The 14,107-nt window shown below is 60.8% G+C and carries 13 protein-coding genes; 10 read left to right on the forward strand and 3 right to left on the reverse strand.

Going from position 1 to position 14,107, the window contains the following annotated elements; genetic code table 11:
• Positions 1-92 precede the first annotated feature (92 nt).
• The 7 genes from EKL29_RS02405 to EKL29_RS02435 all read left to right on the forward strand — a co-directional run bounded on the left by EKL29_RS02405 (position 93) and on the right by EKL29_RS02435 (position 7,627).
• Positions 93-1,034 (forward strand): D-ribose ABC transporter substrate-binding protein, encoded by a 942-nt coding sequence (locus tag EKL29_RS02405; RefSeq protein WP_126688767.1) that lies wholly within the window; start codon positions 93-95, stop codon positions 1,032-1,034.
• An 11-nt stretch (positions 1,035-1,045) separates the two neighbouring features.
• Positions 1,046-1,654 carry a DUF2291 family protein gene (locus tag EKL29_RS02410; protein ID WP_126688768.1) on the forward strand — a complete coding sequence of 203 codons (609 nt, stop codon included), beginning with the start codon at positions 1,046-1,048 and terminating at the stop codon, positions 1,652-1,654.
• Entirely contained in the window at positions 1,651-3,165 is a 1,515-nt protein-coding gene (locus EKL29_RS02415; protein ID WP_126688769.1) for a sugar ABC transporter ATP-binding protein, read from the forward strand. Before EKL29_RS02410 ends, EKL29_RS02415 begins: the two co-directional genes overlap by 4 nt.
• 2 nt (positions 3,166-3,167) lie before the next feature.
• Positions 3,168-4,274, forward strand: a complete 1,107-nt coding sequence (locus tag EKL29_RS02420; RefSeq protein ID WP_120452216.1) for an ABC transporter permease — start codon at positions 3,168-3,170, stop codon at positions 4,272-4,274.
• 95 nt (positions 4,275-4,369) lie between these two features.
• Positions 4,370-5,200 (forward strand): transketolase, encoded by an 831-nt coding sequence (locus EKL29_RS02425; protein ID WP_120452218.1) that lies wholly within the window; start codon positions 4,370-4,372, stop codon positions 5,198-5,200.
• Entirely contained in the window at positions 5,193-6,137 is a 945-nt protein-coding gene (locus EKL29_RS02430) for a transketolase family protein (protein WP_126688770.1), read from the forward strand. Before EKL29_RS02425 ends, EKL29_RS02430 begins: the two co-directional genes overlap by 8 nt.
• A gap of 2 nt (positions 6,138-6,139) precedes the next feature.
• On the forward strand, positions 6,140-7,627 hold the full coding sequence (locus EKL29_RS02435) for an FGGY family carbohydrate kinase (RefSeq protein ID WP_126688771.1): 1,488 nt from the start codon (positions 6,140-6,142) through the stop codon (positions 7,625-7,627).
• 198 nt (positions 7,628-7,825) lie between these two features.
• Here the strand turns inward: EKL29_RS02435 and EKL29_RS02440 are convergent, their stop codons facing one another.
• Positions 7,826-8,950, reverse strand: a complete 1,125-nt coding sequence (locus tag EKL29_RS02440) for a mechanosensitive ion channel family protein (RefSeq protein ID WP_126688772.1) — start codon at positions 8,948-8,950, stop codon at positions 7,826-7,828.
• Between the two features lie 95 nt (positions 8,951-9,045).
• Positions 9,046-9,780, reverse strand: a complete 735-nt coding sequence (locus EKL29_RS02445; protein ID WP_120452225.1) for a flagellar brake protein — start codon at positions 9,778-9,780, stop codon at positions 9,046-9,048.
• Between the two features lie 209 nt (positions 9,781-9,989).
• On the opposite strand from EKL29_RS02445, the gene EKL29_RS02450 reads away from it, so the two are divergent.
• On the forward strand, positions 9,990-10,238 hold the full coding sequence (locus EKL29_RS02450; RefSeq protein ID WP_120452227.1) for a GlsB/YeaQ/YmgE family stress response membrane protein: 249 nt from the start codon (positions 9,990-9,992) through the stop codon (positions 10,236-10,238).
• A gap of 236 nt (positions 10,239-10,474) precedes the next feature.
• On the opposite strand, the gene treA is transcribed toward EKL29_RS02450, so the two are convergent.
• Positions 10,475-12,160, reverse strand: coding sequence for an alpha,alpha-trehalase TreA (gene treA, locus EKL29_RS02455; RefSeq protein WP_120452229.1), 1,686 nt, complete (start codon positions 12,158-12,160; stop codon positions 10,475-10,477).
• Between the two features lie 202 nt (positions 12,161-12,362).
• On the opposite strand from treA, the gene ghrA reads away from it, so the two are divergent.
• Positions 12,363-13,304 (forward strand): glyoxylate/hydroxypyruvate reductase GhrA, encoded by a 942-nt coding sequence (ghrA, locus tag EKL29_RS02460; protein WP_126688773.1) that lies wholly within the window; start codon positions 12,363-12,365, stop codon positions 13,302-13,304.
• 53 nt (positions 13,305-13,357) lie between these two features.
• Positions 13,358-14,095, forward strand: a complete 738-nt coding sequence (locus EKL29_RS02465) for a phosphatase (protein ID WP_126688961.1) — start codon at positions 13,358-13,360, stop codon at positions 14,093-14,095.
• Positions 14,096-14,107: the final 12 nt, after the last annotated feature.

Below are 14,107 nucleotides of genomic sequence, written 5' to 3' on the forward strand. Positions count from 1 at the left end.
ACATTCAGGGTTGCGCGCCCGGCAGAGGCGGGTGCATAGTCATATTGCATATAAAATCGCAATTGAATATTTATTCAAGCGGAGAATAAACGATGAACGTACCTCTCGTCAAAATTACCCTACTGGCTTCACTGATGGCGCTTTCGACCGCCGCGCTCGCCGCTGATAAAGGCCTGCTGGCGATCATTACCCCTTCTCACGACAACCCCTTCTTTAAAGCAGAGGCGGACGGCGCGCAGGAAAAAGCGAAAGCGCTCGGCTACACCACCCTGGTGGCGTCGCACGACGATGACGTTAACAAGCAGAACCAGCTGATCGAAACCGCCATCGCGCGCAAGGCGAAGGCGATTATCCTTGATAACGCCGGGGCGGACGCCACCGTCGGCCCGGTGCAGAAAGCCAAAGATGCAGGCATTCCTACCTTTCTTATCGACCGCGAAATCAACAAAACCGGCATCGCCGTGGCGCAGATTGTCTCCAACAACTATCAGGGCGCGCAGCTCGGCGCAGAGAAGTTCGCCAAACTGCTGAACGGCAAAGGCAGCTACGTCGAACTGCTGGGCAAGGAGTCCGACACCAACGCCGGCGTACGTTCGCAGGGCTATCACGACGTGCTGGATGACTACAGCGACATGAAGATGGTGGCGCAGCAGAGCGCTAACTGGAGCCAGACCGAGGCGTTCAGCCGCATGGAAACCATTCTGCAGAAGAACCCGAACATCGTCGGCGTGATCTCCGGCAACGATACCATGGCGCTGGGCGCAGAGGCAGCGCTGAAAGCGGCGGGTAAAACCAACGTTATCGTGGTGGGCTTCGACGGCAGCGACTACACCCGCGACTCCATTATTAACAAAGGCAACATCAAGGCTACGGTGCTGCAGCCGGGCTGGGCGCAGGCGCAGATGGCGGTAGAGCAGGCGGACTACTACCTGAAAAACGGCAAAGCGCAGAAAGAAGAGAAGCAGCTGATGGACTGCGTGCTGATTGACGACAGCAACGCGTCGAAGCTGAAAAACTTTAACCTGGCGAAGTAACCGGAGGCGGCATGAAACGGACGAGAGCGACGCTGGCCGTCATCCTGGCGATAGCAGTAAGCGGCTGTACCGTGGTGGATCTCGACGCCAGCGGCAATCCGATCATGCCGAAAGATCCGCATGCGAAACCGAGCTACAGCAATCAGACGCCGCAGCAGATCGCGGAGGCGAGCTGGCAGAGTCGGGTGCTCGACACCGCCCGGCAGCACGCCATGAGCTGGGCGGATATGGAAACCAAAAGCGGAACGGTGAAGGCGGGCGGCAGTGAAAGCGTCTTTGTGCGCGCCAGCGGTACGGTCACGGCGGTAGACGACAGCAACAGCCGCGAGCGCACCCTGACCCTGACGCTGAACGGCAAGCCGGTAACAGTGAGCCTCGGGCCGGTTATCCGCAGCAACGCGCTGCGCGATGCCGCGGGTTTCCGCTTCGAGGAGTTCACCAATCAGGTGCAGTACGCGCAGCTGACCCGGGCGCTTAACCGCCACGCGGTGCAGCAGCTGCCGAAGGTGGACGCCAGCTGGGTAGGCAAACCGGCGCAGGCGCTGCTGGCCGTAGAGATGGGCCACGGCGTGGTCAACGACGTGATGGCGGTAGAGCTGAAGCCGGGAGCGACACCATGAGCGACGATATCATCCTGCAGGCAAACCATATCACCATGCTGTTTCCCGGTACGCTGGCGCTGGATCGCGTCGACTATCGCGTCTGGCGCGGCAAGGTCAACGTGATTATCGGGGAAAACGGCGCGGGCAAATCGACCCTGATGAAAATTCTGGCGGGGGTGCAGCAGCCTACCAGCGGCGAACTCTTTCTTAACGGCGAAAAGGTGGTGCTGAGCAGCACGCGCGCCGCCGCGAAGCTCGGCATCGGCATGGTGCACCAGGAGCTGAACCTGTTTGAGAACCTGTCAGTGGCGGAGAACATTTTTCTTGGCCGCGAGCTGCAAAGGGGCATCCGCCCCATTAACGAAGCGGAGCAGGAGCGCCGCGCCGCCGCGCTGATGGCGCGCCTTGATCAGCCGATTTCGCCCAGAGAGCACGTCGGCAATCTCAAGGTCGGGCAGCAGCAGCTGGTGGAGATCGCGAAGGCGCTGGCGGAAGACGCCGATATCCTGATCCTCGACGAGCCCACTTCGGCGCTCAGCAAAACCGAAGTAGAGATCCTGTTCCGCGTCATCCGCGAGCTGACGCGTCAGGGCGTCTCCATTATCTATATCTCCCATCGCCTTGAAGAGCTGATGGCGATCGGCGACGTCATCACCATCCTGCGCGACGGCCGCTTTCAGGCGGAAGCGCAGGTCAGCGATATTGACGTGCCCTGGATCGTGCGCGAAATGCTCGGCAGCGAGCCGATGAGCAACTTTCTGCCGGACCAGCGCACCTTTGGCGCAGCGGTGCTGGAGGCGGAGCACATTACCTGCGTCAGCCCCAACGGCAACACGCTGGTGGATGACGTCACCTTTAACGTGCGCGCCGGGGAGATCGTCGGCATCTACGGGCTGATGGGCGCGGGGCGCACCGAGCTGTTCGAGTGTTTGCTCGGCAGCGAACGCAACTATCTCGGCAAAATCTGGCTCGACAGCAAGCCGGTGCCGACGCGCCTGCCGCCCGCCGAGCGCATCCGTATGGGCATGAGCCTGGTGCCGGAAGATCGCAAGCGCGCCGGCATTTTTCCGGTGTCGTCGGTGGCGAGCAATCTCACCATCGCCAGCCTGTGGCGTCGGCTGTCGCATCGCTTCGCCATCGCCCAACAGGAGGAGCAGGCTGCAGTGACCAGCACCGTCGGCAACCTGGCGATCAAAATCTCTTCGCCGGAGGTGGCCATCAGCGCCCTAAGCGGCGGCAATCAGCAGAAGGTGGTTATCGGACGCTCGCTGCTGACTAATCCGCGTCTGCTGCTGCTGGACGAGCCGAGCCGCGGCATCGACGTCGGCGCCAAGGCGGAGGTGTTCCGCATGATGGTGCGGCTGTCGGAGCAGGGCATCGCGGTGCTGTTCTCCACCTCCGATTTGAAAGAGATCATGGCGGTGGCCGATCGCATCCTGGTGATGTCGGGCGGCAAACTTACGGCTGATATTCCGCGCGGCGACGCGGAAGAGTCAGCGCTGGTAAAAGCAAGCGCACAGGGGTTCTGAGCATGAAAGGCAATAACGCTATGACGATGGCAGGACAACCGGCGAAAGCGTTCAACTCGCGCGAGAGCATTATTCTGCTGCTGCTGAAGCTGCGCACCTTTATCGCGCTGTTTTTAATTGTCGGCTTCTTCGCGATTACCGTACCGGATTTTCTCGCGCTCGGCAGCCTGGTAATTATGGTGAAGCATATCGCGATCAACGCCTTTCTGGCGCTGGGCATCACCTTCGTCATTATTACCGCCGGTATCGATCTCTCCATCGGCGCGACGCTTGGGCTGTGCGGCATGATCGCCGGCTGGCTGATTACCAAAGGGATCGTTCTGCCGATGTTCGGCATCGCCATCTTTCCCAGCGTCTGGGTGATAGTGCCGCTGGTGCTGCTGGTGGGCGGCCTGATCGGCGCGGCGAACGGCTGGATTATTACCCGCTATAACGTCGCTCCCTTTATCTGCACGCTGGGCACCATGTATATCCTGCGCGGCGCGGCAATGCTGACCTCGGGCGGCGAAACCTTTCCCGGCTTACAGGGCAACCCGCTGCTCGGCAATACCGGCTTCGACCGCATCGGCGCCGGATCGCTGCTCGGTCTGCCCTACGCCATCTGGATGATGATCGTGCTGGCGCTGGTAATCGCCTATATCGCCCGTCGTCTGCCCTTCGGTCGCCAGGTCTACGCCATCGGCGATAACGAACGCGCCGCGGAGCTTTCCGGCGTCAAAGTGAAGCAGGTGAAAATCTGGGTCTATACGCTCTCCGGCTTCTGTGCGGCGATAGCGGGCATCGTGGTGTCGTCGCAGCTGGTCGCCAGCCACCCGGCTAACGGCACCTCGTTTGAGATGAACGCTATTGCGGCGGTGGTGCTGGGCGGCACCTCGCTGGCGGGCGGACGCGGCACCATTCTCGGCACGCTGGTCGGCGCGTTTGTGATCGGCTTTCTCGCCGATGGCCTGATCATGATGGGCGTCAGCGAATTCTGGCAGATGGTGATCAAAGGCATCGTTATCATCATCGCCGTCATCATCGACCAGATGCAAAACCGCATGCAGCAGAAAGCGGCGGTGGTGGCGCAGAAGGCGCTGATCGAGGAGGGCGGCGAAGCGAAAAGTTAATCGGTGGCGGTGCAGGCGGGTTCCTTTGCTGCACCCCCTTTTTTTACCCGTTACGAATATATATTCGGATGTGATTTTTAATTCAGAGGTGACACATGAATCCTTTCAAGCTTCCGGTCGACGAACTGCAGCGTAAAGCGCGCGCCGTGCGCCGCCGCATTATTCAGCTTAACGCGGGCAGCCCGGCGGGCGGCCATACCGGCGCGGATCTGTCGCAGGCTGATATTCTGACCGCGCTCTACTTCCGCATTCTTAACTGCGCGCCGGATCGCGTCGAAGATCCACAGCGCGATATCTATATCCAGTCAAAAGGTCATGCCGTCGGCGGTTACTACTGCGTGCTGGCGGAGGCGGGCTATTTTCCCGTCGACTGGCTGCCGACCTATCAGCACTCGGATTCGCACCTGCCGGGCCATCCGGTGCGGCAGAAAACCCCGGGCGTGGAGCTGAATACCGGTGCGCTCGGCCACGGACTGCCGGTCGCGGTGGGTCTGGCGCTGGCGGCGAAAAAAGATGGCAGCAAACGGCGCATCTTCGTGGTAACCGGCGATGGCGAGCTGGCGGAGGGCAGCAACTGGGAAGCAGCGCTGGTGGCGGCTCATTACGGCCTCGACAACCTGATCATCATCAACGACAAGAACAAGCTGCAGCTGGCGGGCGCCACGCGCGACATTATGAATACCGATCCGCTGCCGGAAAAATGGCGCGCTTTTGGGCTGGAGGTGACGGAGTGCAACGGCAACGACATGGCGGAGGTGGTCAACACCATTGAAAGTCTGCCGCAGAACGGCAAGCCGCAGGTCATCGTGGCGCACACCGAAAAAGGCTATGGCGTCTCCTTTATTCAGAGCAAGGCGGAGTGGCACCACCGCGTGCCGAAAGGCGAAGAGATCGAACTGGCACTGGAGGAACTGAAAGATGAGTAATGCACAACATTTAGCCAGCGTAATGGTAACCGCCTTTATCGACGCGGTGAATCGCGGTGTGGATCTGGTGCCGGTGGTGGCGGACTCCACCTCCACCGCAAAAATTTCGCCTTTTATCAAAGCTTTTCCCGATCGGCTGGTTAACGTCGGCATCGCTGAACAGACGCTGGTGGGCACTGCTGCCGGTCTGGCGCTGGGCGGCAAGATCGCCGTAACCTGCAATGCCGCGCCGTTCCTGGTTTCGCGCGCCAACGAGCAGGTTAAGGTGGACGTCTGCTACAACAACACCAACGTCAAGCTGTTCGGTCTGAACGCCGGCGCCAGCTACGGCCCGCTCGCCAGCACGCACCACAGCATCGACGATATCGCGGTGATGCGCGGCTTCGGCAATATCGAAATCTACGCGCCCTCCTGCCCGCTGGAGTGCCGCCAGATAATCGACTACGCCATCGAACATGTCGGTCCGGTCTATATCCGTCTCGACGGCAAAGATCTGCCGCAGCTGCATGATGAAAGCTACCGCTTCGAACCGGGCAGGATCGATCAGCTGCGCGAAGGCAAGGATATCGCGCTGGTGGCGATGGGGTCGACGGTGCATGAGATTGTTCGCGCGGCGGAACTGCTGGCTGAAAAAGGGATCTCGGCGGGTGTGATCAGCGTTCCATCCATCAGACCTTGTGATACCCAACAGCTGCGCAACCTGTTAAATCACTATCCAGCCGCCATCAGCGTGGAAGAGCACAACGTCAACGGCGGCGTCGGCAGCCTGGTGGCTGAAGTGCTGGCGGAAGGTGGCTGCGCTATTCCGCTGCTGCGCCTGGGCATTCCTGACGGCCAGTACGCTATTGCGGGCGATCGCGCCTCAACGCGGGCGCATCACGGCATCGATGCCGCGAGCGTCGTTAACAGTGCAGTGCGCATTTGCGCGGGAGCCTGACCATGGATGACGCCCTTATTCTGGCGATTGACGAAGGCACCACCAATGCCAAAGCGATCGCCGTTAATCGCCTGGGCCGCGTGGTCGCGCGCGGCAGCCAGCCGCTAACGCTGTCGCATCCGCAGCCGGGGCTGGCGGAGCAGGACGCGCTGGCTGTCTGGCAGGCGGTGCAGCAGGCAGTGACCGACTGTCTGGCGCAGTGCGGCGGCGCGCCCGTCGCGGCGGTGGCGATCAGCAATCAGCGCGAGTCGGTGCTGATCTGGCAGCGGCGCGACGGCAAACCACTGACGCCGCTGGTGAGCTGGCAGGATCGCCGCTCGGAGGCGTTCTGCCGCGACCTGCGCGCCGCGGGCAACGCCACGCGCATCACCGGATTGACCGGCCTGGTGGTGGATCCGATGTTTCCGGCGGCCAAGCTCACCGGCATGCTGGCGGCAATCCCGGACGGCGCGGCGCGCGCGGCGGCGGGCGAGCTTTGCATCGGTACGGTTGACAGCTGGCTTAGCTGGCAGCTGAGCGCGGGAGAAATCTTCGTCACCGATCACGCCAATGCTGCGCGCACCCAGCTCTACAGCCTGCACAGCAATGACTGGGACGATGAGCTGCTGCGGCTGTTCCAGCTACCGCGCGCCGCGCTCCCGACCATTGTGCCGTCGGCCAGCGAGCAGGGCGCGGTAGTGATTAGCGCGATACCCGGTCTGGCGCCGGGCACGCCGATCCTGTCGCGCATCGGCGACTCCCATGCGGCGCTGCAGGCACAGCGCCGCGGCGACGAGGAGGTCGTAAAAGCGACCTACGGCACCGGCTCCTCTCTGATGATGTCGATGGCGTCGCCGCTGCTGACCGACAACGGGCTCAGCACGACCGTGGCCTGGCACGACGGCGCGCTGCGCTTCGCCTTCGAAGGCAATATCACCCATACCGGCTCCGGCGCGGCCTGGCTGGGCAAAATGCTCGGCATTCAGGACCCGCGCGAGCTGACCGCGCTGGCGCAAACCACGGATCACAATCAGGGCATCTATTTTGTGCCGGCGCTTTCCGGGCTGGGCGCGCCCTGGTGGGATCTTCGGGCGCGCGGTATGGTATGCGGCCTGACCGACGCCGCCACGCCCGCGGTGCTGGCGCGCGTAGCGCTGGAGTCGATCGTTTTTCAGATCGCCGACGTTTTTTTCGCTATGGAGCAGGCGAGCGGCCAGCGGCTGTCGGCGCTCTGCGTAGACGGCAGCGCGACCGCCAACGACTGGCTGATGCAGCTGCAGGCGGATGTGCTGCAACGCCCGCTGCTGCGCGCGCCGACGGCGGAGGTCTCGGCGCTCGGCGCGGCGCTGCTGGCGGGCAAGGTGCTGGGATGGTGGCAGCAGGGCAGCGAAATGCAGGCGCTGCAGGGTGGCACGCGCGTAGAGCCGCGTACCGAACTGGCGCAGACGATGCGGGAGAATTACCAGGGCTGGGTTGAGGCGGTGGCGCGCTGCCGGTTTCAGCCGGCGTGAATGTTAGCCAGGGAGACAGGGCGTGTAAAAGAGGAGGCGCCGCTGCAGAGGCAGCTGCCGGGTCACGGACGTTTCGGCCGATCGCAAAGACCGCATAACGCATCCCTGCGCCTCGGCGCGGGCCGTCCCTGGCCCACGACGCTTTGCTCTTCGGCTGAAACGTCCTTTCCCTTTTGGTATCCGCGCGGTGTTGGTCTATCAGGCCCGGCGCGCTTCCTGCTCGTCGTTCTCGGCGCGCAGCATCTCCACTGGCGGTATCCGGCCGCCGCTGAACTCTACCTGACGGATCGGGAAGGCGAAGCGGATATCGCGCTGCTCCAGCGCCGCCATCAGCTGCAGGTTAATCTCCTGCTGAATATCCATATATTTGTTGTAGTCGGCGTCGAGCACGAAATAGACCACTTCGAAGGTCAGCTTTGAATCCTCAAAAGCGAAAAAATGGGCGCGGTCGAAGCGGGTCAGCTCAATGCCCTGAATAATCGACTTCACCAGATCGCTGACTTCTCGCACCTGCGCGGAAGGCGTGCCGTAGCTCAGCCCGAAACGAAACAGGATGCGTCGCTGCTGCATGCGCTTGTAGTTATGGATCGTCTGCTGCAACAGAATGGTATTCGAACAGACGATCTGCTCGCCGCTCAGGCTGCGCAGGCGGGTGGTCTTCAGGCCGATATGCTCGATAGAGCCAGCGATATCGCCGAACACGATAAAATCGCCATGCTCGAAAGGCTTGTCAAAGCCAATCGCCAGCGAGGCGAAGACGTCGCTCAGCACCGTCTGGATCGCCAGCGCGATGGCGATACCGCCCACGCCGAGACTCGCCACCAGCGCGGTAATATTGATGCCCATATTCGACAGAATAGCGAGCAGCATCATTACCCAGACCACCACGCGCAGCAGAATGCCGAGGATTACCGTGGTCACCGGATTACGGACGTGCAGCGGATCGCGCAGCAGATTATGCAGCCACAGACGGATGCCGCAGTCGATCCACATGGCGAGCTGAACGGCGAACGCCAGGAACCAGCCATGGGAAATAAACGCGTTCCAGCTGGGAGGCACGTCGATAAAGCGCAGGGCGATCAGCAGCGAAAAAATCAGCAGCAGCAGCTGGCTGGTGCTGCGCAGGATCTCCACCAGAATCGAGGTGAGGCGCACGTGGCGATCTTCGCTGTAGCGCGCGATGCGACTGGAGATAAAACGGATAGCGCTGCGCAACAGCCAGTAGATCACCAGCGTTCCCGCTACCACGATAGCGCTGTTGATCCAGAACGTTTCATTTAGAAAAAGACGTTGAAAAAAGCCAGATGAGAGCCATTTTTCCATGGGGACGTTTCTCCTTGCCCGGAGGCGATTTAAAAAAGAGAGCAAGGAGAAGCATAGCCTGGATGCGCCTGGGGGCAGCGCAAATCACTGAATAATTACTGAAATCGATTCGCTTTATCGCGCGCCAGGCGCTCAAGGGCGAATATTACCTGCTGCAGCTGACGCTCCTGCAGCGGCTCTATCGCGGTAAAGCGGAAGCTGAGACGCGGCGTTACGCGCGTTTCGTTTTTGCTGCTCACCACGCTGCGCTCACCGATATGCAGCAGCTGCGCGCCCACCTCGAACTGACCATATTCGCCCAGCTCAACCCGCAGATTTTTAAACTTGTCGCCGCTGTTCAGCCCATCCGGCAGCGCCTCGTCCACCAGCACGCCGATGCCGCCCAGCGAGAGATCCTGCAGGCGAAAACGCACCTTTTTGCCGTTGGGCCACTCGCTGTGGCAGTAAAAGGTCGGCTCCAGCGGGGCGGAGATGCGGAAAAACTCCCGGCGCTGAATTTGCCACAGCAGCTCAGGCAGCGGTGCGCTAAAGGCGGGAAGGCCTTCAAAAAGCGTTTTCTCCAGCCCGGCCAGGCTGAACTCCACCCTGGCACCATGGGTTTCAGCAGAGATGCTGACGTCGTGGCTGGAAAGGATATATTCGTTGTCGAGATTATTGCTGCCAAGATCGAAGATAATGCGTTCCTGGTCGGCGTCCAGCATACGGCTGATAAACTGACCGCGTGAAAAAGTGACCATCAAGGGCGTCTGAAAACGTAGTAAATCTTTCATCACGCCTAAAACCGCCAGCGTGCCACGTTTGAGATACTGTTCTTTATCGGCTTCTTTCACTTACTGGCTCCAAAAGAGGGTAAAGTTGCGGTTCGTTAATCCTTTATTCTCTGACCGTTATCGGCGTCCCCTGGCGAAGCTTTAGGTTTTTAAGTCAATTTTTTGCATCGGTTTTTGCTGCAGATGAGAATTTCCTGTCTATACTTACTTTTGTAATTCTCCTGATTAATCAGGCGGTCACAACCTAAACAAAAAGGAAGGAGTAGTCGATGGGTATCATTTCATGGATCATCTTTGGTTTAATCGCCGGTATTCTCGCTAAATGGATCATGCCGGGTCGCGATGGCGGCGGTTTTATTGTAACGGTGATCCTGGGGATCATTGGTGCGGTAGTCGGCGGCTGGATCAGTACCCTGTTCGGCTTCGGCAGAGTAGACGGCTTTAACTTCGGCAGCTTTGTGGTTGCGGTAATCGGCGCCATTGTCGTGCTGTTTATCTACCGTAAAGTCCGTAGCTGACACGCGTAGCGTAAGAACTGCAACGGGACGACGTAGTCGTCCCGTTTTACTTTTTCTGCCAGAAAACCTTTCCCGCCAGTCCCCGCAGCAAGCGCTTTCCTCCCCAGCAGCAATAGCCTCCCGCACCAAAATAGGACGATCGGTCAGGTTAGCCGCCTTAATTTCAGGGTTTGTTAAATGAGAGCAGGGTGTAAAGGGAAAGGGAAGAGCGCCGGAGCGCCCTTCGCCTGAGCGGGTTATTTCGCCGCCGTGGTGGCCTGCGGGATATCCTTCACGCTGTTGCAGGTTTTATCTTTCGGGCAGTACTTGTCGAGCAGCATCAGCGTAACGCCGTTGGTCCAGCCGAAGCCGTCCTGCAGCGGATATTCGCCGCCGCCGCCGCCGCCGAGGTTCGGCCCGTCTACCACATACTTCTCGACCAGCTTCTGCTCTTTGTCATAGGTGGTCTGCACGTTCTGCAGGAAGCGCAGGCCGACCTGCTGCGCCAGCTGCGGCTTGTTGTAGTGCTCCAGACCTTCCACCGCGACCCACTGCAGCGGCGCCCAGCCGTTAGGCGCATCCCACTGCTGGCCGTTATTTACCGTGGTGGTGAGCAGCCCGCCCGCTTTCAGCAGCTGCTTCTCTACCGCCGAGGCGGTGCGATCGGCCTGCTTGTCGCTGGCCAGCTGCATATAGAGCGGGAAGAGCGTCGCAGCGGTCAGCTGCGGGCTGACCTGGCGCGTTTTGATATTGTAGTCGGCGTACCAGCCCTGTTTGTCATCCCACAGATAGCGATTCACCGCCGCCTGACGCTTTTCCGCCAGGTCGGCATAGTGTTTCGCCTTATCCTGCTGCTTGTCGAGCCGGTACGCTTTGGCGAGCGTCTGCTCCAGATGGAACATCAGGCTGTTAAGATCGACCGGCGCCAGCTGAGTGGTGCGAATCGAGGCGATATTATGCGCGTCGCTGAACCAGCGTGAGCTGAAGTCCCAGCCGGAAGCCGCACCGGCGCGCAGATCGCGGTACAGCTCGCCTTTATCGCGCTGCGGCGCTTTCTTCGCGGTATTGACGTCATCCAGCCAGGATTCGGTACGCGGCGCGTCGCGCGAATCCCAGTAGCGGTTGAGCAGGGTGCCGTCCGTCAGTTTAATCACGCGCTTGCTCGCCTGTCCGGCGGCGACGCTGTCGCTGTCCGCCATCCAGTAGTCATACTCTTTCTGCAGCTGCGGCAGGTATTTGCTGTAGGCCGCGTCGCCCTCGTGCGTCGCCAGCAGGTCAACCATCAGGCTGAAGAACGGCGGCTGGGAGCGGCTGAGATAGTAGCTGCGGTTGCCGTTGGGAATATGGCCGTAGGTATCCAGTTCCCACGCGAAGTTATCAATCATATCCTGCACGCGATCCCAGTGGCCGCTCTCCGCCAGACCGAGCATGGTGAAATAGCTGTCCCAGTAATAAACCTCGCGGAAGCGGCCGCCCGGCACGACGTAAGGCTTCGGCAGCGGCAGCAGCGAATCATAGCGCCCGGCGCTTTTAGCGGTACGCGTCAGCACCGGCCAGAGGCCGTCGATATGCGCGCGCAGGCTCTGTCCGGCAGGTGGCACATACTTTTCACCAGCGGCGGGCAGAGTAAAGTTGCTGGCGACGAAACGCTTAAGATCGAAATTGCGCTGATTTTTCTGCATCTGCCAGTCCGCCAGAATTGACGCAGGGTCGAACTTTGGCACCGCGTCGGCGAACGTTTTCTGATCGGGGTAGAACTGAGCCTGCTGCACCGCGTTAAACAACGGGCCAAGCCGCACATCCGGTGGCTGCGGCTGGCTGCTGAGCATACGTGAGTTATCGTCTGCGTGCGCTGCCAGCGCAGGCAAACCCAGCAGCAGAGTCAGCACCACTGGCGCGACTCCCTGACGCCCGAGAGGCGCGGTTACGACAGTTTTTTTCATCGGTTTTTCTCCTTGTCCGAAAGGCGGCCGCGCGTAACGCATTGACCACTCGACTAACTTTAGTCGTAATCTCACAACCTGGCGCGGCGACGCTGTGGAAATGTGAAGCAGCCCAGGAGAGCGTCAGACGGACAAAAGGCGGTTTTTGCTTGCCCTGACGCCGCTTTTACCGGAGGCTGAGGGCAAAAAAAAGAGGGGTAAAATGGATATTATCTGGTATCACCCGTCTCAGGACGGCGAGGTCTGGCTGGAAGGCATGCGGCGGCGTCTGCCGCAGGCGCGCGTACGGCGCTGGCAGCCGGGCGACGACGCGCCCGCTGACTATGCCATTGTGCGTCAGCCGCCGCGCGAGCTGCTGGCGGCGCGGCAGGGGCTGCGCGGCGTGTTTGCGATGGGTGCAGGCGTGGATGACATTCTCGCTCAGCTGGCGCGCTACCCTGACATGCTGCCGCAGTCGGTGCCGCTGGTACGGCTGGAGGATAGCGGCATGGCGCGGCAGATGCAGGAGTATGCGGTGTGCTGCGTGCTCGGCTGGTTCCGTCGCTTCGACGACTACCGTCGACAGCAGCAGCAGGCGCAGTGGCAACCCCTGCCGCCGGTAGCGCGCGAGGCGTTCAGCGTCGGCGTGCTCGGCGCGGGTGTGCTGGGATTAAGCGTCATCGAGGCCCTTAAGCCCTGGGGCTTCCCGCTGCGCGTCTGGAGCCGTTCGCCAAAGCAGATCGCAGGCGTAGAGAGCTTTGCCGGACGCGAGACGCTCAATGACTTTCTGCGCGGTGCGCAGGTGATTATCAATTTGCTGCCCACCACGGCGGAAACCCTCAACCTGTTTAACGCCGATACGCTGGGCCAGCTGCCGCAGCACGCCTGTTTCCTGAATATGGCGCGCGGCGCGCAGGTGGTGGAGAGGGATCTGCTGGCGGCACTGGAGAGCGGGCAGCTGCGCGCCGCCGCGCTGGATGTGTTCCAGCAGGAGCCGCTGCCGCAGGATAACCCGCTGTGGCGTCATCCGCGCGTCACCGTTACCCCGCATATTGCGGCATTAACGCTGACGGATGAGGCGATGGACGCCATTACGCGCGCCATCGGCGCCATTGAGGCGGGCGGCCAGCCGTCGGGCTGCGTCGATCGCCAGCGCGGCTACTGATTATTCCGGTTAACTTATTTCCCGCCCGGTCGGGCGGCGTGAAGGAGAAGATGATGTACCCTGTTGATTTACACATGCACACCGTCGCCAGCACCCATGCCTACAGTACCCTGCATGACTACGTCGCGCAGGCGAAAAACAACGGCATCCGGCTGTTCGCCATCACCGATCACGGCCCCGATATGGCCGACGCGCCGCACTACTGGCACTTCGTTAATATGAAAATCTGGCCGCGCGTCATTGACGGCGTCGGCATTCTGCGCGGTATCGAGGCGAATATTAAAAACCAGCAGGGCGAGATTGACTGCTCCGGCCCGATGCTCGATTCACTGGATCTGATTATCGCTGGATTTCACGAGCCGGTTTACGCGCCGCGTGACAAGAGCCATCACACCGATGCGATGATCGCCACCATGGCGAACGGCGTGGCGCATATTATCAGCCACCCGGGCAACCCGAAATTCCCGGTGGATATCCGCGCCATCGCCGAGGCGGCGGCGCACTACAACGTGGCGCTGGAGATCAACAACTCCTCGTTTACTACCTCGCGCCCCGGCAGCGAGCCGAACTGCCGCGCCATTGCCGAAGCGGTGCGCGACGCGGGCGGCAAGCTCGCCTTTGGTTCCGATTCCCATACCGCCTTTACGCTGGGGAATTTTGAGCACTGCCTGCGCATCACGCGCGAAGTGGATTTTCCTGAAGATCGCGTGTTAAATGTCACGCCGCGCCGCCTGCTCGATTTCCTTGAGCAGCGCACCGGCAAGCAGATTGCCGAACTGGCGGATTTCTAACCCTTTTACCTC

Source organism: Pantoea sp. YU22 (assembly GCF_003970755.1).
In the GTDB taxonomy this organism is placed as follows: Bacteria; Pseudomonadota; Gammaproteobacteria; order Enterobacterales; family Enterobacteriaceae; genus Pantoea; species Pantoea piersonii.

What these genes read in the sequence shown, in the direction of transcription:
- EKL29_RS02435 (WP_126688771.1), top strand. Translation starts at nt 6,140, where the DNA reads ATGGATGACGCCCTTATTCTGGCGATTGACGAAGGCACCACCAATGCC.
- EKL29_RS02415 (WP_126688769.1), top strand. Translation starts at nt 1,651, where the DNA reads ATGAGCGACGATATCATCCTGCAGGCAAACCATATCACCATGCTGTTT.
- treA (WP_120452229.1), bottom strand. Translation starts at nt 12,160, where the DNA reads ATGAAAAAAACTGTCGTAACCGCGCCTCTCGGGCGTCAGGGAGTCGCG.
- EKL29_RS02420 (WP_120452216.1), top strand. Translation starts at nt 3,168, where the DNA reads ATGAAAGGCAATAACGCTATGACGATGGCAGGACAACCGGCGAAAGCG.
- EKL29_RS02450 (WP_120452227.1), top strand. Translation starts at nt 9,990, where the DNA reads ATGGGTATCATTTCATGGATCATCTTTGGTTTAATCGCCGGTATTCTC.
- EKL29_RS02465 (WP_126688961.1), top strand. Translation starts at nt 13,358, where the DNA reads ATGTACCCTGTTGATTTACACATGCACACCGTCGCCAGCACCCATGCC.
- EKL29_RS02410 (WP_126688768.1), top strand. Translation starts at nt 1,046, where the DNA reads ATGAAACGGACGAGAGCGACGCTGGCCGTCATCCTGGCGATAGCAGTA.
- EKL29_RS02425 (WP_120452218.1), top strand. Translation starts at nt 4,370, where the DNA reads ATGAATCCTTTCAAGCTTCCGGTCGACGAACTGCAGCGTAAAGCGCGC.
- EKL29_RS02440 (WP_126688772.1), bottom strand. Translation starts at nt 8,950, where the DNA reads ATGGAAAAATGGCTCTCATCTGGCTTTTTTCAACGTCTTTTTCTAAAT.
- EKL29_RS02405 (WP_126688767.1), top strand. Translation starts at nt 93, where the DNA reads ATGAACGTACCTCTCGTCAAAATTACCCTACTGGCTTCACTGATGGCG.
- EKL29_RS02430 (WP_126688770.1), top strand. Translation starts at nt 5,193, where the DNA reads ATGAGTAATGCACAACATTTAGCCAGCGTAATGGTAACCGCCTTTATC.
- ghrA (WP_126688773.1), top strand. Translation starts at nt 12,363, where the DNA reads ATGGATATTATCTGGTATCACCCGTCTCAGGACGGCGAGGTCTGGCTG.